Origin of the sequence: Microbacterium flavescens (assembly GCF_018588945.1) — a bacterium.
In the GTDB taxonomy this organism is placed as follows: Bacteria; Actinomycetota; Actinomycetes; order Actinomycetales; family Microbacteriaceae; genus Microbacterium; species Microbacterium flavescens.
The window spans coordinates 175,828-197,724 of the sequence record NZ_JAFIWA010000003.1 but is presented as its reverse complement, the minus strand read 5'-3'; the positions used below and the strand labels follow the sequence as shown (position 1 = coordinate 197,724).

General features: G+C 71.5%; 18 protein-coding genes. 10 read left to right on the top strand and 8 right to left on the bottom strand.

The genetic code is table 11. The features are described from left to right. Nucleotides 1–20 precede the first annotated feature (20 nt). The 4 genes from JX005_RS07835 to pabB form a co-directional block, all read right to left on the bottom strand. Nucleotides 21–2,360: a ComEC/Rec2 family competence protein gene (locus JX005_RS07835; RefSeq protein ID WP_307858530.1), complete on the bottom strand. Its 2,340-nt coding sequence runs from the start codon at nucleotides 2,358–2,360 to the stop codon at nucleotides 21–23. A gap of 3 nt (nucleotides 2,361–2,363) precedes the next feature. Continuing rightward, the gene (locus JX005_RS07830) at nucleotides 2,364–2,981 is read right to left on the bottom strand and encodes a ComEA family DNA-binding protein (RefSeq protein ID WP_214466875.1); all 618 of its coding nucleotides are present in this window, start codon (nucleotides 2,979–2,981) and stop codon (nucleotides 2,364–2,366) included. A 110-nt stretch (nucleotides 2,982–3,091) separates the two neighbouring features. Further along, complete coding sequence (gene leuS, locus JX005_RS07825; RefSeq protein ID WP_214466874.1) at nucleotides 3,092–5,683, bottom strand: leucine--tRNA ligase; 2,592 nt, start codon at nucleotides 5,681–5,683, stop codon at nucleotides 3,092–3,094. Between the two features lie 68 nt (nucleotides 5,684–5,751). Beyond that, nucleotides 5,752–7,056, bottom strand: a complete 1,305-nt coding sequence (gene pabB / locus JX005_RS07820; protein ID WP_214466873.1) for an aminodeoxychorismate synthase component I — start codon at nucleotides 7,054–7,056, stop codon at nucleotides 5,752–5,754. A 42-nt stretch (nucleotides 7,057–7,098) separates the two neighbouring features. Between pabB and JX005_RS07815 the strand changes: the two genes are divergently transcribed. The 4 genes from JX005_RS07815 to JX005_RS07800 are packed head-to-tail and all read left to right on the top strand — an operon-like array spanning nucleotide 7,099 to nucleotide 10,499. After that, a complete protein-coding gene (locus tag JX005_RS07815) occupies nucleotides 7,099–7,785 on the top strand; it encodes a DedA family protein (RefSeq protein WP_214466872.1) in 687 nt (228 codons plus the stop codon). Between the two features lie 4 nt (nucleotides 7,786–7,789). Continuing rightward, nucleotides 7,790–8,824: an App1 family protein phosphatidate phosphatase gene (locus tag JX005_RS07810; RefSeq protein WP_214466871.1), complete on the top strand. Its 1,035-nt coding sequence runs from the start codon at nucleotides 7,790–7,792 to the stop codon at nucleotides 8,822–8,824. A gap of 40 nt (nucleotides 8,825–8,864) precedes the next feature. Further along, the gene (locus JX005_RS07805; protein WP_214466870.1) at nucleotides 8,865–9,578 is read left to right on the top strand and encodes an SOS response-associated peptidase; all 714 of its coding nucleotides are present in this window, start codon (nucleotides 8,865–8,867) and stop codon (nucleotides 9,576–9,578) included. A 45-nt stretch (nucleotides 9,579–9,623) separates the two neighbouring features. Next, entirely contained in the window at nucleotides 9,624–10,499 is an 876-nt protein-coding gene (locus JX005_RS07800) for a 3-methyladenine DNA glycosylase (protein WP_214466869.1), read from the top strand. Nucleotide 10,500: 1 nt separating this feature from the next. On the opposite strand, the gene JX005_RS07795 is transcribed toward JX005_RS07800, so the two are convergent. Together JX005_RS07795 and JX005_RS07790 are read right to left on the bottom strand one after the other, a co-directional pair. Next, nucleotides 10,501–11,703, bottom strand: coding sequence for a glycoside hydrolase family 3 N-terminal domain-containing protein (locus JX005_RS07795; RefSeq protein WP_214466868.1), 1,203 nt, complete (start codon nucleotides 11,701–11,703; stop codon nucleotides 10,501–10,503). A gap of 54 nt (nucleotides 11,704–11,757) precedes the next feature. After that, nucleotides 11,758–12,699: a heme o synthase gene (locus JX005_RS07790; RefSeq protein WP_214466867.1), complete on the bottom strand. Its 942-nt coding sequence runs from the start codon at nucleotides 12,697–12,699 to the stop codon at nucleotides 11,758–11,760. A gap of 315 nt (nucleotides 12,700–13,014) precedes the next feature. Between JX005_RS07790 and tkt the strand changes: the two genes are divergently transcribed. From tkt to pgl, 6 genes are read left to right on the top strand one after another with little or no spacing between them, the layout of a single operon-like run. Next, nucleotides 13,015–15,114, top strand: a complete 2,100-nt coding sequence (gene tkt / locus JX005_RS07785; protein ID WP_214466866.1) for a transketolase — start codon at nucleotides 13,015–13,017, stop codon at nucleotides 15,112–15,114. Continuing rightward, nucleotides 15,111–16,232 (top strand): transaldolase, encoded by a 1,122-nt coding sequence (gene tal, locus JX005_RS07780; RefSeq protein WP_214466865.1) that lies wholly within the window; start codon nucleotides 15,111–15,113, stop codon nucleotides 16,230–16,232. Before tkt ends, tal begins: the two co-directional genes overlap by 4 nt. Then, a complete protein-coding gene (locus JX005_RS07775; protein ID WP_214466864.1) occupies nucleotides 16,229–17,851 on the top strand; it encodes a phosphoglucose isomerase-related protein in 1,623 nt (540 codons plus the stop codon). Before tal ends, JX005_RS07775 begins: the two co-directional genes overlap by 4 nt. Before the next feature lie 15 nt (nucleotides 17,852–17,866). Continuing rightward, nucleotides 17,867–19,417: a glucose-6-phosphate dehydrogenase gene (gene zwf, locus JX005_RS07770; RefSeq protein WP_214466863.1), complete on the top strand. Its 1,551-nt coding sequence runs from the start codon at nucleotides 17,867–17,869 to the stop codon at nucleotides 19,415–19,417. Then, nucleotides 19,414–20,373, top strand: a complete 960-nt coding sequence (locus tag JX005_RS07765; protein ID WP_214466862.1) for a glucose-6-phosphate dehydrogenase assembly protein OpcA — start codon at nucleotides 19,414–19,416, stop codon at nucleotides 20,371–20,373. Before zwf ends, JX005_RS07765 begins: the two co-directional genes overlap by 4 nt. Before the next feature lie 24 nt (nucleotides 20,374–20,397). Beyond that, entirely contained in the window at nucleotides 20,398–21,177 is a 780-nt protein-coding gene (pgl, locus tag JX005_RS07760; RefSeq protein WP_214466861.1) for a 6-phosphogluconolactonase, read from the top strand. 75 nt (nucleotides 21,178–21,252) lie between these two features. Here the strand turns inward: pgl and JX005_RS07755 are convergent, their stop codons facing one another. Beyond that, a complete protein-coding gene (locus tag JX005_RS07755) occupies nucleotides 21,253–21,609 on the bottom strand; it encodes an RNA polymerase-binding protein RbpA (RefSeq protein ID WP_214466860.1) in 357 nt (118 codons plus the stop codon). Continuing rightward, nucleotides 21,609–21,857 (bottom strand): preprotein translocase subunit SecG, encoded by a 249-nt coding sequence (gene secG / locus JX005_RS07750; protein WP_214466859.1) that lies wholly within the window; start codon nucleotides 21,855–21,857, stop codon nucleotides 21,609–21,611. The genes JX005_RS07755 and secG overlap by 1 nt, the downstream gene beginning before the upstream one ends. Between the last annotated feature and the right edge of the window lie 40 nt (nucleotides 21,858–21,897).

Genomic DNA, 21,897 nt, shown 5'->3' with positions numbered 1-21,897 from the left:
GCCTACCGAGCGCTCCCGACTCACCCGCCGCGCTCCCGCCATACCGAGACCGCGCCTCCGCTGCTCCCCCACAGCGCGACGAGTCCGTCGACGTCGGTGCGCGCCACCGTCGCGCCCAGGTCTGTCAGCACCTCGAGGATCTCGGCGCGCGGATGCCCGTAGTCGTTCTCGGCGCCGACGGTGACCAGCGCGACGCCCGGTTCGGCGGAGGCGTAGAGCGCGGCATCCTGATCCGCGCTGCCGTGATGGGCGACTTTGACGATGGCGTAGGGAGGAGAGAGCAGAGCGGATGCCTCGAGCGCGCGCTGCGGCGACGCGGAGAGGTCTCCGAGCAGGAGCGTCGGCGGGATCCCTCCCCCGCGGATGTCGATCACCACGCTGGCGTCATTGCCCGCCGGGAACGCGCGTCCTGCCGGCGGCGGCCACACGACGCGCCAGCTCGCGTCGGCCAGGGCGCCGCTGAGCCCCGCGCGGGCATCGGCCAGCCGGGCTCCGCCGCGCGCGAGGATGTCGAGGGTGCGCCGGTCGTCGCTCGAGCCCGCCGGGCCGTGGAGTACCGTGCCCACGCGCCCGAGCACCGCGTCGATGCCGCCGGCGTGATCGAGGTCGAAGTGCGAGAGCACGAGCAGGTCGATGCGTCCCACCCCCGCGCGGTCGAGGCACGCGGCGAGGGGTTCGGGCGCCGGTCCGGTGTCGACCAGCGCGATCGCCTCGCCCGACCGCAGCAGGATCGCATCGCCCTGACCGACGTCGCACGCCAGGACCGCCCAGTCCTGCGGCAGCGTCCATCGTCCGGCGACCGACGTCAGCAGGCTCGACCCGGCGACGACACCGGCCACGGTCGACAGCACCACGGCCGACAGGACGACAGCGGCACGCGCCGGGCGCGACGACCTTCGCACGGCGATCACGATCCCGGCCGCCAGTCCGACGACGCCCAGGGCGGCCGTCCCCGGCCAGCCCTCGATCCACGGCAGCAGGTCGCCCGGCAGCCCGCTGACAGTGCTCGCGGTGCCGGCGATCCACGCCGCAGGCACCCACGCCACCGCGGCGAGCCCGTCCTGGAGCCACGGCAGCGGAGCGGACAGGCACGCCGCGAGACCGACGACGGTGGCCACGGGCGCCGCGGGGGCTGCGAGCAGGTTCGCCAGGACGCCGTAGAGCGGCACCTGCGGTGTGATCAGCACGAGCAGCGGGCCGCACGCGAGCTGCGCCGCGAGCGGCACCGCCAGCGCGAGGGCGAGCTCGCGCGGGAGAGCTCGTTCCAGACCGCGGGCCAGCGGCCGCGCGAACAGGAGCAGCGATGCGGTCGCCGCGGCAGACAGCGCGAATCCCAGCGAACCCGCGAGCCACGGATCGGCGACCAGCAGCGCCGCCACCGCGAGCGACAGGATGGACAGGCCCGCTCCGGGGCGCCCGAGCAGCACGGCGAGCATTGCGATCGCCGCCATGACGCCCGCACGCACGACGCTCGGCTCGGGGGTCACGAGCAGCACGAAGCCGCCGAGCGCCGCGACGCCCGCGCACACGCGCAGAGCACGGGGCCAGCCGGCGGCGGCCGCGCCCAGGAAGGCGAGTCCGACCACCAGCGCGCAGTTCGCCCCGGATACGGCCGTGAGGTGCGACAGCGACGACTCCTTCATGGCGGTGTCGAGCTCGGCGGACACGGCGGAGGTGTCGCCGACGGCGAGACCCGGCACAAGGCCGGCGCCGTCGCCGGGCAGCCCGGCGACCGCGCCCACCAGCCCCTGACGCAGGGCCGCCGCCACGGCCGCGGACGCCTGCGGGCCGCGCACCACATCGAGCCCGCGCGACGCGGTCACCTCGAGCACCGCGCGCTCCGCGGGCCGTGCGGACCGGGCGGTGCCGCGCACCTCGACCTCGGCACCCACGTCGAGCAGCCTGCGCGGGTGCACGTCGGCCGGATCGACGCGCACCACGACGTCTACGCGCACCTCGTGGGCCGTCTCGCCCGCGGAGATCCGAGTGGCGATGGCGTCGAACGCGAGGCTGCCGTCGGCCCCGCGCTCCACCTTGCCGATGACCGTCGCCTCGACGACGATCGCGCGTCCGCCGTCGATGGCGAGCCGCGCGGCCGCGTCGCGCGCGGGCTGCGCCAGTGCGACGTGCGATGCCGCCGCCGCGGCGAGGGCGAGCGCGCAGGCCGCGACCGCCGTCGCACGCCGGAGCCGGCCGTCGGCCGGACGCCGCACCGCGATCGACGCGAGCGCACCGACCGCGCCCGCCCAGCAGGCCGCTGCGAGCCCCGCGGCCGCATGCGGCTGTGCCACGCACGTGTAGGCCACGACCCACGCTGCCGCGGCGACGGGGACGAGGCGGAGCGTCAACCGCAGCGGCACGGGTCAGACCGCCACGAGCTCGCGCAGGGCTTCGAGCATCTTGTCGCCGATCCCCGGCACAGCCAGCAGGTCCTCGACGGAGGTGAAGGGGCCGTTCTCCTCGCGCCAGTCGATGATACGCTGCGCCAGGGCCGGACCGATGCGCGGAAGGGTGTCGAGCGCCGCGACGTCGGCGGTGTTGAGATTGACGCGGCCGTCGCCGCCGGTCGGACCGGCCCCGCTCGACGCCGCGCCCCCGCCGGCCTCCGCCGCCTCACCCTGCGCCGGAACGTGGAGCTGCTCGCCGTCGGTGACCGGGCGGGCGAGGTTCACCGCACCGTCGTCCGCGGTGGGACCGAATCCGCCCGCCGCGGCCACTGCGTCCACGACGCGCGCTCCCGAGGCGAGCACGTAGATGCCGGGCGCCGCTACGGCCCCGGACACGTGCACGTACAGCGCGGCCGGGGTGGCGGCATCCGCTCGCCCCCCATCGATGACGACCTGCTCGACGGGCGCCGAGGCGCCGCGGAGGATGCCGATGGCCACGGTGATCGCGAGGGCGGCGATGACGAGCACGACGGCCGCGCCGAGCCCCACCGGCCGGCGCGGCGACACCGGCGGGGTCTCGGCGGCGACGGTCACCCGCCCACGCTAGAAGCGGGCCGAGCGCCGTCCGCCGTCTGCTCGCCCCGCTGTGCAACGCCGACGGCCCCGCGGAACCGTGGAGGAACCGCGGGGCCGTGACGGCTGCGTCAGTGGGTGCTGAAGCTGACGACCTTCGGCGGACGCACGACGGCGCGCGTGATCTCGCGCCCTGCCAGCGAGCGCACGACCCGCTCGTCCGCTCGGGCCAGACGTTCGAGCTCGGCCGCGTCGATCCGTGCGGGCACCTGGAGCGTCGCGCGCACCTTGCCGTCGATCTGCACGACGGAGGTCACGGACTCCTCGACGAGAAGCGTCGGGTCGGCCGACCGCCAGGTGGCGAGTCCCACGAACCCGTCGTATCCGAGGATCTCCCACATCTCCTCCGCCGTGTGCGGCGCGAAGAGATCGAGGACCATCGCGGTGACCTCCGCGGCCTCGCGGACGGCGGGATCGGCCGGTCCGGCGCCGGTGTCGATCGCCTTGCGGCTCGCGTTGACCAGCTCCATCAGGCGTGCGACCACGACATTGAACTTGTTCTGCTCGATCAGGCCCGGCGCGTCGGCGAGCAGGCGGTGCGTGACGCGGCGGAGCGCCGGGTCGCCCTCGGCCCAGATGACATCGGGGTCGCTCGTGACGTCCTGGGCGACGCGCCACGCGCGGGCGAGGAACTTCTGGGCGCCCGTCGTCGAGACGTCCTCCCAGTTGATGTCGTCCTCGACCGGGCCGGCGAACGCGATCGCCGTGCGCACCGCATCAGCGCCCGGGTCGACCATGCTCGACTCGAACTCGACGAGATTGCCCTTGCTCTTGGACATCTTCGAGCCGCCGAGCAGCACCATGCCCTGGTTGATGAGGCTCGTGAAGGGCTCGGTGAAGTCGATCAGGCCCATGTCGTAGAGGACCTTGGTGATGAAGCGGGCGTAGAGCAGGTGCAGGATCGCGTGCTCGACCCCGCCGATGTACGAGTCGACGGGCGCCCACCTGTCGGCTTCGCGCGTCGGGAACGCCTGGGTCGGGTCGTTCGAGGCGAGGAAGCGCAGGAAGTACCACGAGCTGTCCACGAACGTGTCCATCGTGTCGGCGTCGCGCAGGGCGGGCTCGCCGGTCTCAGGGTCGACCGTCGCCATCCACTCGGAGGCTCCGCCGAGCGGCGACGTCCCCTTCGGGGCGAGGTCGAGGCCGTGCGCGTCGGGCAGACGCAGCGGCAGCTGGTCCTCGGGCACCGGCACGATGCGCCCGTCGGCGGTGTGGATCATCGGGATCGGGGTGCCCCAGAAGCGCTGGCGCGAGATGAGCCAGTCGCGCAGGCGGTACGACTTCGCCGCCCGGCCCACGCCGGCCGCCTCGAGCTGCTCGATGATGCGCGCGATGGCGTTGCGCTTGGACAGCCCGTCGAGCGGACCGGAGTTGATCATCCGGCCTTCGCCGGTGAGCGCGACGCCCGTCGTGGCGGGGTCGATGTCGTCGAGGGATGCCTCGTCCGCGCCCGGATCGATCGGCACGCCGTCGTCGTCGAGCTCGATCACCGGGATCGCCCCGGTGATCGGGGCGGTGGTGTCGACGACCACCCTCACGGGCAGGTCGAACGCGCGCGCGAAGTCGAGGTCGCGCTGATCGTGGGCGGGAACGGCCATGACGGCGCCGTGCCCGTAGTCGGCCAGCACGTAGTCGGCCGCCCAGATCGGCAGACGCTCGCCGTTGATCGGATTGATCGCGTAGCGGTCGAGGAAGACGCCGGTCTTCGGGCGGTCGGTGCTCTGACGCTCGATGTCGGTCTCGCGCTGGACGCTCTCGAGGTAGTCCTGGAAGCGCGTGCGGACGTCGGCCGACGAGCCGGCCGCGAGTTCCGCCGCGAGGTCGCTGTCGGGGGCCACCACGAAGAACGTGGCGCCGTGGAGCGTGTCGGGACGCGTCGAGAACACGGTCACGCGCTCGGCGCGGCCCTCGATCTCGAACTCGATGTCGGCGCCGACCGAGCGGCCGATCCAGTTCCGCTGCATGCGGATGACCTTCTGCGGCCAGAACCCCTCGAGCTGGTTGAGGTCGTCGAGCAGGCGGTCGGCGTAGTCGGTGATCTTGAAGTACCACTGCGTGAGCTTCTTCTTGACGACCTCGGCGCCGCAGCGCTCGCAGTGGCCGTCGACGACCTGCTCGTTGGCCAGAACCGTCTGGTCGACCGGGCACCAGTTGACCGGGCTCTCCTTGCGGTACGCCAGGCCGCGCTCGTACAGACGCTGGAACAGCCACTGGTTCCAGCGGTAGTACTCCGGGTCGCTCGTGTGGAGGATGCGCGACCAGTCGTACGACGAGCCGTACGCGTGGAAGCTCTTCTTGTGCTGCTCGATGTTCGCGTACGTCCACTCGCGCGGGTCGGCGCCGCGCTTGATCGCCGCGTTCTCGGCGGGCAGGCCGAACGAGTCCCATCCGATGGGGTTCAGGACGTTGTAGCCGCGGTGGCGCCAGAAGCGCGCCACGACGTCGACGTACGCGTAGTTCTCGGCGTGGCCCATGTGCAGGTCGCCCGACGGGTACGGGAACATCCCGAGCACGTACTTGCGCGGGCGGGAGTCGTCATCGCCGCCGGCGCGGAACGGGTCGGCCTCGGCCCAGCGCGCCTGCCATTTGCGCTGGATCGCGTACGCGTCGTAGCCGCCGCCCTCTGCGGGCGCGGTGGTGTCGGGCGGGAGGGTCTGTGACACGAGGGAACCAATCGAAGGATGCCGGAGACGCGCGCAGCGCGAAAGTCCAGGTTACCGGAACGCCGCCCTCACCAGCCGGGTGGCAGCGACGCCCCGAGGGCGGCCAGGGGCCCGCGAGCCTTGATGCCCACCTCCGCCACCTCGGCCGCGGCATCCGATCTCCAGGTGATCCCGCCGCCCGCACCGACGTACGCACCGCCGGGGTGCACGACGATGGACCGGATCACCATCGCCAGATCCAGTGCGCCGTCGACTCCGACCCATCCGAAGCACCCCGCGAAGACGCCGCGCGGACCGCCCTCGAGGCGGTGCAGGATCGTCATGGCCGACAGCTTCGGCGCCCCGGTCATGCTGCCCGCGGGGAAGGCTGCCTCCAGCAGCCCGCCGACCGTCGTGCCGGGCTCCAGCGCTCCGGACACCGTGCTCACGAGCTGGTGCACGGCCGGGTAGGACTCGACCTGCAGGAGGCCGTCGACGCCGACGGAGCCGGGCACGCACACCCGGGACAGGTCGTTGCGCATGAGGTCGACGATCATGACGTTCTCGGCGCGCTCCTTCACGTCGGTGCGCAGCTCCTCCGCCAGGGCGGCGTCGGCGGCCGGATCGGCGCCGCGCGGCCGCGTGCCCTTGATGGGACGGGTGCGCACGATGCCGCCGTCGACCTCGAGGAAGCGCTCGGGGCTGGCGCTCGCGAGGGCGACCGGGCCGGAGCGCAGGAGTCCGCCGTGGTGCGCGGGGGTGGCGGAGCGCAGCCGCAGATACCCCTCGAGCGGATCGACGCGCGCGTAGACGTCGAAACGCGTCGTGAGGCACAGCTGGTAGGCGTCGCCTTCTCGGATCGCCTCGCGGCAGCGTCCGATGAGCTCGGCGTACTCGCCGGCGGTGTGCCGGGAGCGTGCGGCGACGCCCCGCTGCGCGGCGGGCGCGGCCGGGGGCTTCCGGTCCATCGCCTCGATCGCCGCGGCCAGAGCTCCGGCGTCCGCACCGGGGCCGACGGCCCACGCACGGCGGGCGGCGTGGTCGAACGCGACGAAGCGCTCGACGCGCAGCCACTGCTCGCGCGGCATCCCATCGTCGAACCGGGCGGGCGCGCCCGCGCGCTCCGCGCCGTCGTCGTAGCCGAGCCATCCGACCCATCCCCCGCGGAACCGTCCGGCCTCCCACGGCTCGCCGGCGGCCGTCGCACACGGCACGGCCCGGATCGAGCCCGGATCGCCCTCGGGAACGCCCGCTCCGACCCAGCTCCACCCATGGGGCACGTCGGGTCCGGCATCCAGCCAGAACGCGTGCGCATCCTGCGCGTGGAGACCGGCGAAGACGGCTGCCGGATCCACCCAGCCCGCCAGCTCGACGGCGACCAGGGAGTCCGACATGTTCCCAGGCTAGAGGGCAGGTGGTGGTTCTAGAGTCGTGGGGTGAACGAGTTCCTGTCGTGGCTGCTCGACGCCGTGCAGAGCGTCGATCCGATCCTCAGGACGCTGCTGGCGGGCCTCGCGATCATGCTCGAGACGAGTGTGCTCATCGGGCTGGTGGTGCCGGGCGACACGGTCGTGATCGTCGCCGCCACCGCGGTCGCCTCGCCGCTGGAAGCAGTGCTGCTCGGACTCGCCGTCGTGGTCGGCGCCCTCATCGGCGAGAGCATCGGATTCGCGCTCGGGCGCTTCCTCGGACCGAAGATCCAGCACTCGTGGCTGGGACGCAGGATCGGCGAGGAGAACTGGGCGCGGTCCGAGCGCTACCTGCTGCGACGCGGCGGCCCCGCCATCTTCATCTCCCGGTTCCTGCCCGTGCTGCACTCGCTCGTGCCCCTCACCGTGGGGATGAGCGGCTACCCTTATCGGCGGTTCCTCGCCTGGACGCTGCCGGCGTGCGTGATCTGGGCCGCCCTCTACATCTCCGTGGCCTCTGTCGCCGCCGGCACCTACCGCCAGCTGGCCGACCAGCTGCACTACGCGGGCTACATCTTCGTCGGCATCATCCTCGTGTTCCTGCTGCTGGTGTTCCTGAGCAAGAAGATCATCGAGCGCGCCGAGCGCAAGCACCTCGACCACGGCCACGAGACCGCCCGTGCAGGCCTCGTCGAGGAGGACGTGGAAGACTGAGAGGATGCCCGAGAAAGCGACGACCCCCCGCGCCAAGGTGCTGTGGTTCGCCCGGCTCGAGTACCGCTTCCACTCCTGGCGCGAGCGGCGCGCCCGGCGCCGCGGTCAGACGCCGACAGTGACGCCCTTCCCCGGATACGCCGGTCCCGACTGGGTCCGCGTGCTCGGGAGGGTCATGATCGTCCCGCCCGTCAAGCAGACGGAATCCGGTGAATACGCCAGCGTGCGCGGCTGGCGCAGCTTCGTCGCCGTGCCGATCGGCTACGCCCAGGTCGCCGTCACGATCGCCGGCGTGCGCCACGACGTCGTAGCCGACCGCGGCGGGGTCATCGACGTCCGGATCCCCGCGACGCTCGAGCCCGGATGGCAGACCTTCACGATGTCGGTCGAAGACGGCGAGCCCGTCGAGACCCGCGCGTTCGTCGTCGCTCCCGAGGTCGATTTCGGGGTGGTGTCGGACGTCGACGACACGGTCATGGTCACCGCGCTCCCCCGTCCGCTCCTCGCCGCGTGGAACTCCTTCGTCGTCGACGAGCACGCCCGCCAGCCCGTGCCCGGCATGGCGGTGCTGATGGAGCGCGTCGTCCGCGAGCACCCCGGCGCCCCGGTGATCTACCTCTCCACCGGCGCCTGGAACATCGCGCCGACCCTCATGCGCTTCCTGACCCGCCACCTCTTCCCGCCGGGTGCACTGCTGCTCACCGACTGGGGCCCCACGCATGACCGCTGGTTCCGCAGCGGCAAGGCCCACAAGCTCTCCAACCTCCGCCGGCTCGCCGAGGAGTTCCCGCATGTGCGATGGCTGCTCGTCGGCGACGACGGTCAGCACGACGACGAGCTGTACACCACCTTCACCGCCGAGCACCCCCAGAACGTGGTCGGCGTGGCGATCCGCCGCCTGTCGCCCGCCGAGGCCGTTCTCGCGGGTGGTCGCACGGCCGTGAACGACCACACCGCGGCGTCCGTCCCGTGGGTGACCGACTCCGACGGAGCCGGCCTGCTGGAACGTCTCGAAGCGGTCGGCGTCGTCGAACCCTGACGCCGCGTCCGGCGTCGGAGCCCGCGCGTAGGCTGACGGCATGTGCGGACGCTTCGTGGTGGCAAGTGCCGGTTCCGACCTCGTCGGCGTGCTGCGCGTCGACGTCGAGGGCGACGATCTCCCCGAGCCGTCGTACAACGTCGCGCCGACGTCCCAGGTGGCGATCGTGCTCGACTCGCTCAAGGAGGAGCTGCCCACCCGGCGGCTCGAGAGCGCGCGATGGGGTCTCGTCCCGGGCTGGGCGAAAGACCCCAAGATCGGCGCGCGCGCGTTCAACGCCCGCTCCGAGGAGCTCGAAGACAAGCCCATGTTCCGCACCGCTCTCGAGAAACGGCGCGCGGTGGTGCCCACGTCGGGCTACTACGAATGGAAGACGGAAGACGGCGTCAAGACCCCGCACTACATCCATCCCGTCGACGGGTCGCCGCTGCTCATGGCGGGCCTCTACGAGTGGTGGCGCGACAAGTCGAAGGCCGACGACGATCCCGACCGGTGGCTGCTGAGCTTCACCATCCTCACGCGCGACTCGATCGGCCGGCTGGGCTCGATCCACGACCGCATGCCCCTGTTCCTCGACGCCGACCACGCCGACGCCTGGCTCGACCCGACCACCGACAACGTGCGCGACGTGCTCGACGCGGCGATCGACGCCGCACCGGCCCTGGCTGACACGCTCGACGATCACGTCGTGTCGAAGGCCGTCGGCAACGTGCGCAACAACTCCCCCGAGCTCATCGAGCCGGTCGACGACTGACGGGCTCCCGGCGGTCGCCCGGGCGGCCGTGCGTATCCTCGTACGGTGACGATCGCCCCGCCCCAGCGTCCCGTGCTCCGCGCGGCCGGCTGGCACGCGCGCGAGCAGGCGCACCGCGAGCGGGCCGACGTGCTGACCGCGGCGCACCGCGAACGCGCCTCCCGGGGCGAGAAGCATCCCGTCGAGGACTTCCTGTTCACGTACTACTCCTACAAGCCGACGCTGCTGCGGCGATGGCATCCGGGGGCGGGCGTCGACCTGGCTGATGCCGCCGGCACCGATCGCGCGACCTGGCGCTGGTACACGGTCGGAGGCGCGCCCGGCTCCCTGGCTCTCGACGTCACGGCGCTGCGATCCGAGCGCGGCGCCCTCATCGACAACATCGGCCGCGTCCTCCGCGCGACGGCAGGGCGGGCGGGGAGCTTCGGATGCTTCGGCCTGCACGAGTGGGCGATGGTCTACCGTGAGCGCGGCCACCGCCACGAGGTTCCGCTTCGCCTCGGCCAGGAAGGCACCGACGACGTCGTCGAGGCGCACGACCTGCGCTGCACGCACTTCGACGCGTTCCGGTTCTTCACCCCCGCCGCGGTTCCGCGCAATCGAGATGCGCCGTCGCGCGAGCGCCAGGCCGACCTCGAGCAGCCCGGCTGCCTGCACGCCGGCATGGACCTGTACAAGTGGGCGGTCAAGCTCGGTCCCCTCGTGCCCGGCGAGCTCCTCCTCGACGCGTTCGAACTCGCGCGCGACATCCGCACGCTCGACATGCAGGCGTCGCCGTACGACCTGTCCGACTGGGGCTACGTCGCCGTCGCCGTCGAGACGCCGGAGGGCAAGGCCGAGTACGTGCGCGCCCAGCGCGGCTTCGCCGAGCGCGGCCAGATCCTCCGCGCGCGACTCATCGACGTCATCGACGCACTCTGACTCAGCCCGCCGGCGCGCAGTCGCCGCAGGGCATCAGACCGCGGCCGTCCGCGGCGAGTCCGAGACGCAGCTGCGCCACACGGGTCGCCGCGTCGCGCAGGCGCTCGGGCGGGATCGTCCCGGCCTCGACGGCTGCGACGACGCCGTCGACGATGCGTGCGGCACTGTCGGGCGTCGTGAACATCACGGCGAGCACGAGATCGTTCCCGGCCGCCAGCGCCGCCACGGCGTTCGCGACGGGGTCGGCGTAGGAGTCGATTCCGGATGCCTCGAGCATGCCCAGATCGTCGGTGACCGACACGCCGTCGAAACCGAGTTCTTCGCGGGCGATGCGATGCCACTCGGCGGAGAGGCTCGCCGGTCGCTGGTCGACCGCGGTGTACGCGAGGTGGCCGAACATGAGCAGCGGTGCCCCGGCGTCGATGCCGGTCTGGAAAGGCAGCGCCGGCCCGCCGAGCCACTCCTCCTTGCTCATGCCGGTCGACGGGATGCCGCTATGGGAGTCGCCCGGTGCGGCGCCGTGCCCGGGGAAATGCTTGAGCGTCGACAGCGCCCCGCCGCGCTCGCCGGTGACCGCGGCGGCCACTCGCTCGGCGGAGGCGGCCGGCGTGGTGCCGAGCGCCCTGCGGAAGATGAACGACGACGGGTCGTCGGTCTCATCCGCGACGATCCCGAAGTTGACGCCGATGCCGGCGCGTCCGACGAGCGCCCCCCGGCCCGCGAACGCACGTTCGGCGGCGGCCGGCTCGTCGCTCTTGAGGTCGACGGAGGAGCGGAAGCCGTCCCACGGCAGACGCGACACGTCGCCGCCCTCCTGGTCGATCGACACCACAGGCGGAAATGCCGGATCGATCGACAGCGCGGCCGTCACGTCACGGAGGGCGGCCTCGTCGCCCGGCACGTTCGCGCCCATGAGGATGAAACCGCCGATCCCCGTGGACTCCATGTACGTCCGAAGGGCTGCGGGGTCGGTCGTCGGGATGTGCCCCATCACCACGGAGGCGGCCTGCTCGCGCGTCGACATCGCCTCTACCCGCCGCTCTGCGGCGGCGGCGAGGTCGCCCTCTGCGGCAGGCTCGACGGTGACCGAGCCCGTCGAGGACGGCGGGGCCGCGGCATCCGCCCACGCTCCGCTCGTGCCGCCGAGCGAGAGCACCGCGACGAACGCGATGCCCGCGACGGCGGTGCGCTGCGCAGCTCTCACGGAGTCAGCCTAGGCGCGGCGCGGATGTCCGTGCCCGCCGGGGTGGTCGCCGGCTCAGAACGGGAGGAGCGGGTCGACGGCGATCGCGACGAAGATCAGCGTGAGATAGGTGATCGACGCGTGGAACACGCGCATCGGCCGCGGCTCGGTGCCGCGGACGGCACGGTTGTAGAGGCGGTGCGACTCGTAGATGAACCATCCGCCGAACACCAGCGACGACGCGATGTAGACCAGCCCCATGCCGGCGACCGGGATCAGCAGCAGCGAGCACGCGACGGTGGCCCACGCGTACAGGATCACCTGAAGCCCGACCTGCGATCCGTTGCGGGTCGCGCCGAGCATCGGCACGCGGACCTCTTCGTACTGCTCCTTGTACTTCATCGACAGCGGCCAGTAGTGCGGCGGCGTCCAGAGGAACACGAGCACGAAGAGGATCACGGGCGGCCACGCGAGCGACCCGGTGACGGCCGTCCAGCCGATCAGCACCGGGAAGCACCCGGCGATGCCGCCCCAGACGATGTTCTGCTCGGTGCGGCGCTTGAGGATCATCGTGTAGATCACGACGTAGAAGAAGATCGCGGCGGCCGACAGCGTGGCGGCCAGCCAGTTGGTGGTGAGCAGCAGCCAGACGGTCGAGAAGACCGCGAGCGTCCACGCGAAGATCAGCGCACCACGCGGCGAGACCTCGCCCGTGACGAGGGGGCGGTTCACCGTGCGCTGCATGTGTGCGTCGATGTCGCGGTCGAGGTACATGTTGAAGGCCGCCGCCGAACCGGCGCTGGCGGTGCCGCCGATCACCGTGGCGATGACGAGCCACAGGCTCGGGAGCCCGCCCTGCGCGAGGATCATCACCGGCACGGTGGTGACGAGCAGAAGCTCGAGCACACGCGGCTTCATCAGAGCGATGTAGGCGCGGACGGTCCGGCCGAGCGTCGGACGGGACTCGCGAGGAGCGTGAGCGGATGCCTCGGCCCCCGCCGTCGTCGTGATGTCCATCGCCCCCGCAATCGCCGCCCGCAGAATTCCTTCGAGTCTATGGCATCGTGCCGCCTCGCCCGGGCGGGGGCCCGCCGCTCACAATCCGGCATCACCGGGCGTGAGCGAAACGTGACCCTCGCGACACGGTCCCGACACGGAGGGCGCGGACCGGTTCGCAAGACTCTGTCACACAGCGGCCCACATGGCCGGGGCCGTGCGCCCCTTCGCTATGCTGGGACCACACGCGCGCCCCGCGCCGATCCCCCTTGCCCAATCCGGACAAGGCTGCGGCACGGCCCTCGTCGGGCGCACCTTCATTAGAGAGGCGGTCCCGTGTCGGAACTGCGTTGGGATGAGATCGATCGGCGCGCGGTGGACACCGCTCGTGTGCTGGCCGCGGATGCCGTGGAGAAGGTCGGAAACGGCCACCCCGGCACCGCCATGAGCCTGGCACCGGCCGCCTACCTGCTGTACCAGCGGGTGCTGCGCCACGACCCGGCCGACACGCACTGGGTGGGTCGAGACAGGTTCATCCTGTCGGCGGGCCACTCGTCGCTGACACAGTACGTCCAGCTGTACCTGGGCGGCTTCGGGCTGGAGCTCGACGACCTGAAGGCGCTGCGCACGTGGGGCTCGCAGACTCCGGGGCACCCCGAGTACGGCCACACCGCAGGCGTGGAGATCACCACCGGCCCGCTGGGCCAGGGACTGGCCTCGTCGGTCGGCTTCGCATACGCGGCCCGCTACGAGCGCGGCCTGTTCGATCCGGAGACCCCCGCGGGCGAGTCGCCGTTCGACCACCACGTGTACGTGATCGCCGGCGACGGCGACCTGCAGGAGGGCGTCACCTCCGAGGCGTCGAGCCTTGCCGGTCACCAGCAGCTCGGCAACCTGATCGCGATCTACGACTCGAACCAGATCTCGATCGAGGACGACACCAACGTCGCCTTCACCGAGGACGTCGCGAAGCGGTACGAGGCCTACGGCTGGCACGTCCAGGTCGTGGACTGGAAGAAGTCCGGCGAGTACGTCGAGGACGTCGCCGAGCTGTACGGCGCGCTCGAGGCCGCGAAGGGCGAGACGGCCAAGCCGTCGCTCATCATTCTGCGCACGATCATCGGCTGGCCCTCGCCGGGCAAGCAGAACACCGGCAAGATCCACGGCTCCGCCCTCGGCGCCGATGAGCTCGCCGCCACCAAGAAGGTGCTCGGGTTCGACCCGGAGCAGTCCTTCGTCGTCGCCGACGACGTGCTCGCGCACACCCGCTCGCTCGCCGAGCGAGCCGCCGAGGACCGCGCCGCGTGGCAGCAGACGTTCGACGCGTGGGCCGCCGCCAACCCCGAGCGCAAGGCGCTGTTCGACCGCGTGCAGGCCCGCGAGCTGCCCGAGGGCATCGAGAGCGCCCTGCCGTCGTTCGAAGCCGGCAAGGACGTCTCCACGCGCGCCGCCTCGGGTGTGGTCATCAACGCGCTCGCAGCGGAGCTGCCGGAGCTGTGGGGCGGATCCGCCGACCTGGCCGAGTCCAACCTCACGACCATCAAGGACGGCAAGAGCTTCATCCCCTCCGAGTGGTCCACCCACGAGTGGTCGGGTGAGCCGTACGGCCGGGTGCTGCACTTCGGCATCCGCGAGCACGCTATGGGCGCGATCGTGAACGGCATCGTGCTGCACGGCCCGACCCGCGCGTTCGGCGGCACGTTCCTCATCTTCAGCGACTACATGCGCCCCTCGGTGCGTCTGGCCGCCCTGATGGACATCCCGTCGATCTTCGTGTGGACCCACGACTCCGTCGCCCTGGGCGAGGACGGTCCCACGCACCAGCCGGTCGAGCAGCTCGCGACGCTCCGCGCGATCCCGAACTTCACCGTGGTCCGCCCGGCCGACGCCAACGAGACGGCCGTCGCGTGGCTCGAGCTGCTGCGCCGCAACGCGGGTCCTGCGGGCATCGCGCTGACCCGCCAGAACATCCCGGTGTTCCCGCGCGGCGAGGGCGAGGCATCCGGCGACACCTTCGCGTCGGCCGAATCGGCCGCGAAGGGCGCCTACGTGCTGGCCGAGGCACCCGGCGGCACGCCTGACGTGATCCTGATCGCCACCGGCTCCGAGGTCCAGCTCGCCGTCTCGGCGCGCGAGACCCTCGCCGCCGAGGGCGTGAACGCCCGTGTGGTGTCCGCTCCCTCGCTCGAGTGGTTCGCCGAGCAGGACGCCGCCTACCGCGAGTCGGTGCTTCCGGCGTCCGTCACCGCTCGCGTGTCGGTCGAGGCCGGCTCCGCGCTCACGTGGCGGGGCATCGTCGGCGACCGCGGCCGGTCGGTCGCGATCGACCACTTCGGCGCGTCGGCCGACTACAAGACCCTCTTCCAGAAATTCGGCATCACCGCCGACGCCGTCGTCGAGGCGGCACGCGAATCCCTTAAGGAGAACGCAGCATGAGCACCCCCACCGAACAGCTCTCCGCCGCCGGCGTGAGCATCTGGCTGGACGACCTGTCGCGCGAGCGCATCACGTCGGGCAGCCTCACCGAGCTCATCTCGACGCGGAACGTCAGCGGCGTCACCACGAACCCGACGATCTTCCAGGGCGCCATCGGCGGCGGCGGCCACGCCTACGCCGAGCAGATCGGACAGCTGGCAGCCAAGGGCGCGTCGGTCGATGAGGCGATCTTCGCCGCGACCACCGACGACGTCCGCGACGCGGCCGACATCTTCCGCCCCGTGTACGACGCCACCAAGGGCGTCGACGGCCGCGTGTCGATCGAGGTCTCCCCCGATCTCGCGCACGACACCGACGCCACGATCGCGCAGGCGAAGGAGCTCTGGGCGGCCGTCGGCCGTCCGAACGTCCACATCAAGATCCCCGCCACCAAGGCCGGCCTCCCCGCGATCACAGCGGTCCTCGCCGAGGGCATCTCCGTGAACGTGACGCTCATCTTCAGCCTCGAGCGCTACGCGGATGTCATCGAGGCGTACCTCGCGGGCATCGAGAAGGCGAAGGATGCCGGTCACGACGTGTCCGAGATCCACTCGGTCGCATCGTTCTTCGTGTCGCGCGTCGACACCGAGGTCGACAAGCGCCTGACCGCCGTCGGCACCGACGAGGCGCTCGGCCTGAAGTCGCTCGCCGGCGTCGCCAACGCGCGGCTCGCCTATGAGCTGTACGAGCAGGAGTTCTCGTCCGAACGCGCCACGGCGCTCCTCGAGGCCGGCGCCAACCCGCAGCGGCCGCTGTGGGCGTCGACCGGGGTCAAGGACCCCTCGCTGCCCGACACCCTCTACGTCACCGAGCTGGTCGCGCCCGGCACCGTCAACACGATGCCGGAGAAGACCCTCGAGGCGACGTTCGACCACGGTCAGATCGCCGGCGACACCGTGACCGGCACCTACGAGGCCGCACACAAGGTGTTCGCCGACCTCGCCGCCGTGGGCGTCGACTTCGCCGACGTCACCCAGGTGCTCGAGGACGAGGGCGTCTCGAAGTTCATCGACTCGTGGCACGATCTCCAGGGCACCGTCAAGGCCGCACTGGAGAACGCACCCGAGGTCGCGCGATGAGCTTCGACATCCACGTCAGCGGGCACGTCAAATCGGTCGTCGACGAGACCCTCCCGGGCCTCGTCGCCGGCCTCGTCGCCTCGGGCATCACCGCCGGCGACGGCTCGCTGTGGGGTCCGGAGGCCGAGGAAGAGGCATCCCAGCGCCTCGGCTGGGTGCAGGCGGTCACCGTCTCGCGTCCGCTCGTCCCCCAGATCGAGGCGCTGCGCCAGGAGCTCGCCGCCAAGGGCGTCACGCGCGTCGTGCTGGCCGGGATGGGCGGCTCGTCCCTCGCTCCCGAGGTGATCGCCCAGACCGCGGGCGTGCCGCTGGTGATCCTCGACTCGACCGCCCCCGGCCAGGTGCTGGCGGCCATCGACGGCGACGCGCAGCAGGGCGACCTCACCCGGACCGTGCTCGTGGTGTCGTCGAAGTCGGGCTCGACGGTCGAGACCGATTCGGCCAAGCGCGCGTTCGAGGCCGCCTTCCGCGACCTCGGCATCGATCCCGTCGAGCGCATCGTGGTCGTCACCGACCCCGGGTCGCCGCTCGATCAGGCGGCGCGCGCGGACGGCTACACCGTCTTCAACGCCGACCCCACCGTGGGCGGCCGCTACTCGGCGCTCACCGCTTTCGGCCTCGTGCCCTCCGGCCTCGCCGGCGTCGACATCGCCGAGCTCCTCGACGAGGCGGAGGCGACGCTCCTCGAGGTCGCCATCGACAGCCCGGAGAACCCCGCGCTCGTGCTCGCCGCGGCCATCGCCGGCGGCGAGCCGCGCCGAGACAAGCTCGGCCTCGTCACCGACGGAACGCACATCGTCGGACTCCCCGACTGGATCGAGCAGCTCGTCGCCGAATCGACGGGCAAGCAGGGCACCGGCATCCTTCCCGTCGTCCTGCTCCCGGTCTCGCCCGAGGTCGAGAACGTCCCCGCAGACCTGCAGATCGTCCGCCTGGTCGACGAGGCCAAGCGGTTCCACCTCTTCGAGCACCACAACGGCGAGGTCCTGGTCAGCGGCTCGCTCGGCGCCCAGTTCGTAGTGTGGGAGTACGCCACGGCGATCGCGGGCAAGATGCTCGGCATCAACCCGTTCGACCAGCCCGACGTCGAGTCGGCGAAGATCGCCACTCGGGGCCTCCTCGACGCGCGACCGGAGCCCACCGAGCCGGCGTTCACCGTCGAGGGCGTCGAGGTGCGGGTGTCCGATCCCGCGCTCGCCGCCTCGGCGACCGTCGCGGGCGTCCTCGACGCCCTGTGGGCACGCCTCCCCGCAGACGGGTATGTCTCGATCCAGGCGTATGTGAACCGGCTCGAGCTCGACCAGCTCCCGGGTCTGCGCGAGCTCGTCGCCGCCGACTCCGGCCGTCCGGCGACGTTCGGCTGGGGTCCGCGATTCCTGCACTCGACCGGCCAGTTCCACAAGGGCGGTCCTGCGAACGGCGTGTTCCTGCAGATCCTCGAGCGCACCGACACCGACCTGGAGATCCCGGGCCGTCCGTTCACGTTCGGCCAGCTCATCCAGGCGCAGGCCGCCGGCGACGCGAGTGTGCTCGCCGATGGCCACGGCCGGCCGGTCGTCACGCTCACGCTCACCGACCCCCGGATCGAAGTGCTCTCGCTCTTCGAGGCGGCCCAGTAGGAGACCCGCTCCCACATGACAGTCGAGATCTCACGCGGCGCCAACCCGCTGCGCGACCCCGAGGACCGTCGCCTCAACCGGATCGCCGGTCCGAGCGCGCTCGTGATCTTCGGAGTGACGGGAGACCTCTCCCGCAAGAAGCTCATGCCCGCGGTGTACGACCTCGCCAATCGGGGTCTGCTGCCCCCCGGGTTCGCCCTCGTGGGCTTCGCGCGCCGCGACTGGGAGGACCAGGACTTCGCGGAGGTCGTGTACGACGCGGTGCGTCAGCACGCGCGCACCGAGTTCCGCGACGAGACATGGCAGCAGTTGCTGCAGGGCATCCGCTTCGTGTCGGGCGAGTTCGGCGACGCGGACGCGTTCCGTCGGCTGCGCGAGACCGTCGACGGGCTCGACACCGAGCGCGGCACGATGGGCAACCACGCGTTCTACCTGTCCATCCCGCCGAAGGACTTCCCGGTCGTCGCGGAGCAGCTGAAGTCATCGGGCCTGGTAGACGACACCGCCGACCAGCCCGACCGCTGGCGCCGCGTGGTGATCGAGAAGCCGTTCGGGCACGACCAGGAGTCGGCACGCGCCCTGAACGACGTGCTGCGCTCGGCGTTCCCGACCGACTCGATCTTCCGCATCGACCACTACCTCGGCAAGGAGACGGTCCAGAACATCCTGGCGCTGCGCTTCGCGAATGAGCTGTACGAGCCGATCTGGAACCGCAACTACGTCGACCACGTGCAGATCACGATGGCCGAGGACATCGGCGTCGGAGGGCGCGCGGGCTACTACGACGGCGTCGGCGCCGCACGCGATGTCATCCAGAATCACCTCCTCCAGCTCATGGCGCTCACCGCCATGGAGGAGCCGATCTCGTTCGACGCGAAAGACCTGCGTGCCGAGAAGGAGAAGGTCCTCGCGGCGGTCACGCTGCCCGACGATCTCGCTCGTTCCACCGCGCGCGGACAGTACGCGGGCGGGTGGCAGGGCGGCGAGAAGGTGCTCGGCTTCCTCGAGGAGGACGGGATGAACCCGAAGTCCACGACCGAGACCTACGCCGCGGTGACCCTCGAGGTCAACACCCGCCGGTGGGCAGGCGTCCCGTTCTACCTCCGCACCGGCAAACGCCTCGGCCGCCGCGTGACCGAGATCGCCGTCGTCTTCAAGCGCGCGCCGGAGCTGCTGTTCTCGCGCAGCCAGACGTCGGGTCAGGGCCAGAACGCCCTGGTGATCCGCGTGCAGCCCGACGAGGGCGTCACCATCCGCTTCGGCTCGAAGGTTCCCGGCGCCGGCGCCCAGGTGCGCGACGTGACCATGGACTTCGGCTACGGCCACGCCTTCACGGAAGCCAGCCCCGAGGCGTACGAGCGTCTCATCCTCGACGTCCTCCTGGGCGACCCGCCGCTCTTCCCGCGCCATGAGGAGGTCGAGCTCTCCTGGAAGATCCTCGACCCGATCGAGAGGTTCTGGACCGAGCAGCGCGGGCCGCTCGAGCAGTATTCACCCGGGTCGTGGGGCCCGGCATCCGCGCACGAGATGCTCGCGCGCGACGGCCGTACCTGGAGGCGCCCGTGATCGTCGATCTGCCCGACACCACCGTCAGCAAGATCTCGCGCGCACTCGTGAGCGTGCGCGAGGAGGGCGGCGCGGTCGCGCTCGGCCGCGTGCTGACCCTCCTCATCCTGACGCGCGAAGGCGCGATGGAAGAGGTCATCGAAGCGGCCAACGACGCGTCCCGCGAGCACCCGATGCGCGTCATCGTGCTGCTCATCGGCAATGCCGACGACTCCGACTCGCGCCTCGACGCTCAGATCCGCGTGGGCGGCGACGCGGGTGCGAGCGAGGTGGTCACGCTCCGCGTGGCAGGTGAGGCCGGTCGGTCGAACCTCGAGTCGCTCGTCACGGGTCTGCTCCTTCCCGACGCCCCGGTGGTCGTGTGGTGGCCGAACCGCACCCCCGAGAACATCTCGGAGACGTCGATCGGCCGTATCGCGCAGCGCCGGATCACGGATGCCGCGACCAAGTCGGATCCGTCCGCCTGGGTCGCCGGGCTCGGCGAGCAGTACGCCCCGGGCGACACCGACCTCGCATGGACGCGGCTGACGCGCTGGCGCGAGCAGCTGGCAGCGATCCTCGACCAGCCGCCGTACGAGCCCGTCACCGCGGTCAGGGTGCGCGGGGCGAGCGACTCTCCGTCGACGGCGCTCCTGGCGGCGTGGCTTCGCCTCTCCCTCGACGTCCGCGTCGACTGGGAGTACCTTCAGCCCGACGAGTGGCCGCACGGCATCAAGTCGGTCGCGCTCGTCCGGCCCAGCGGAGAGATCCTGCTCGAGCGGCCGAACGCGCACTCGGCGATCCTCACGCAGCCCGGCCAGCCCAGCCACGAGCTGGCCTTTCCGCGCCGCACGCTGCGTGAATGCCTGGCCGAGGAGCTCCGTCGCCTCGATCCCGACGTCCTGTATGGTCGAGTGATCACCGAGGGCTGGGATCTGCTCGACCCTCCGGCGACGAAGGAGACGCAGGGCGTATGAGCAGTCGTGTGGCGAGTGACATCCATGGTTGAAGCCTGGGCCGAGAAGCGGGTGGTCATCTCCCCCGATCCTTCGACACTCGCCGACGCCGTCGCCGCACGCTTCCTGAACCGTGTCGCCAAGCGCGTCGACGAGGGCAAGCTCGCGCATGTCTCGCTCACGGGCGGATCGATGGGCTCGGCCGTCCTGGCGGCCGCAGCGCGCAGCCGGCGCATCGAGAAGATCGACTGGTCGCGCGTGCACTTCTGGTGGAGCGACGAGCGGTTCGTGGCGAAGACCGATGACGACCGCAACGAGAAGCAGGCGCGCGCCGCGCTCCTCGATGCGCTCGACGTCCCCGCCGAGAACATCCATGCCGCCCCGGCGAGCGACGAGGGCCTCGACCTCGATGCCGCAGCCGCCGCCCACGCCGACGAGCTCGCACGATTCGCCGGCTCGGAAGGGCCGTGGCCGTCGTTCGACGTCTGCTTCCTCGGCGTCGGGCCCGACGGCCACATCGCCTCGCTCTTCCCCGACCGGCCCGAGATCCTCGTCACCGACCGCTCGGTTCTGGGCGTGCGCGACTCCCCGAAGCCCCCACCCGAGCGCCTCACGATGACCCGCCCGGTCATCAACAGCTCCAAGCGGGTCTGGATGGTCATCGCCGGCGCCGACAAGGCCTCAGCGCTCGGCCTGGCACTCGCGGGCGCCAGCTACGCGAGCGTGCCCGCAGCGGGCGCCAAGGGCCGCAAGCGCACGATCTTCTTCGTTGATGAGGCGGCCGCGGCGAACGTGCCCCCCGAGCTCATCGACCGCGAGTACTGACTCCGGCTCACGAAGCCTGAAGACGAGAGAAGCGGATGCCTCGGCATCCGCTTCTCTCGTAGGTGTCTGTCGTCGTCAGTCCTGGCCGCGACGCTCGCGCAGCTGCTTGAGCGCGTCGTCAAGGAGGGCGTCGGCCTCTTCCTCGGTGCGGCGCTCCTTCACGTACGCGAGGTGCGTCTTGTAGGGCTCGGTCTTGGCCACCGCAGGCGGGTTGGCCTTGTCACGGCCCGCCGGCAGGCCGGAGTGCGGCGAGTCGATCGTGTCGGGGATCTCCTCTTCGGGGATCCCGGCCGCGAAGTACCGGACGGTCTCGTTGCCGAGCGCGTCCCAGTACGACACCGCCACGCGGTCGGCGTGGAATCCGTGGTCCTGCTCGCCCATCGGCCCGGCACCGACGCGGGTGCCGCGGATCGCGTTGCCTCCGGTCGCCATCAGAGCGCCTGGAACTTCGTGATGAGTCCGAGCGCCACAATGGCCACGAACCACACCAGGGCGAGGATCACCGTGAAGCGGTTGAGGTTGCGCTCAGCGAGGCCGGACGAGCCGAGCGACGACGTCATGCCGCCGCCGAACATGTCGGACAGGCCGCCGCCGCGCCCCTTGTGGAGCAGGATGAGGAGGGTCAGCAGGAGGCTCGTGATTCCGAGGAGCACCTGCAGGACGAACTCGAGGATCTGCACAGTCGTTGAAGCCTTTCGCCGCGATCAGTCGCCGATCGCA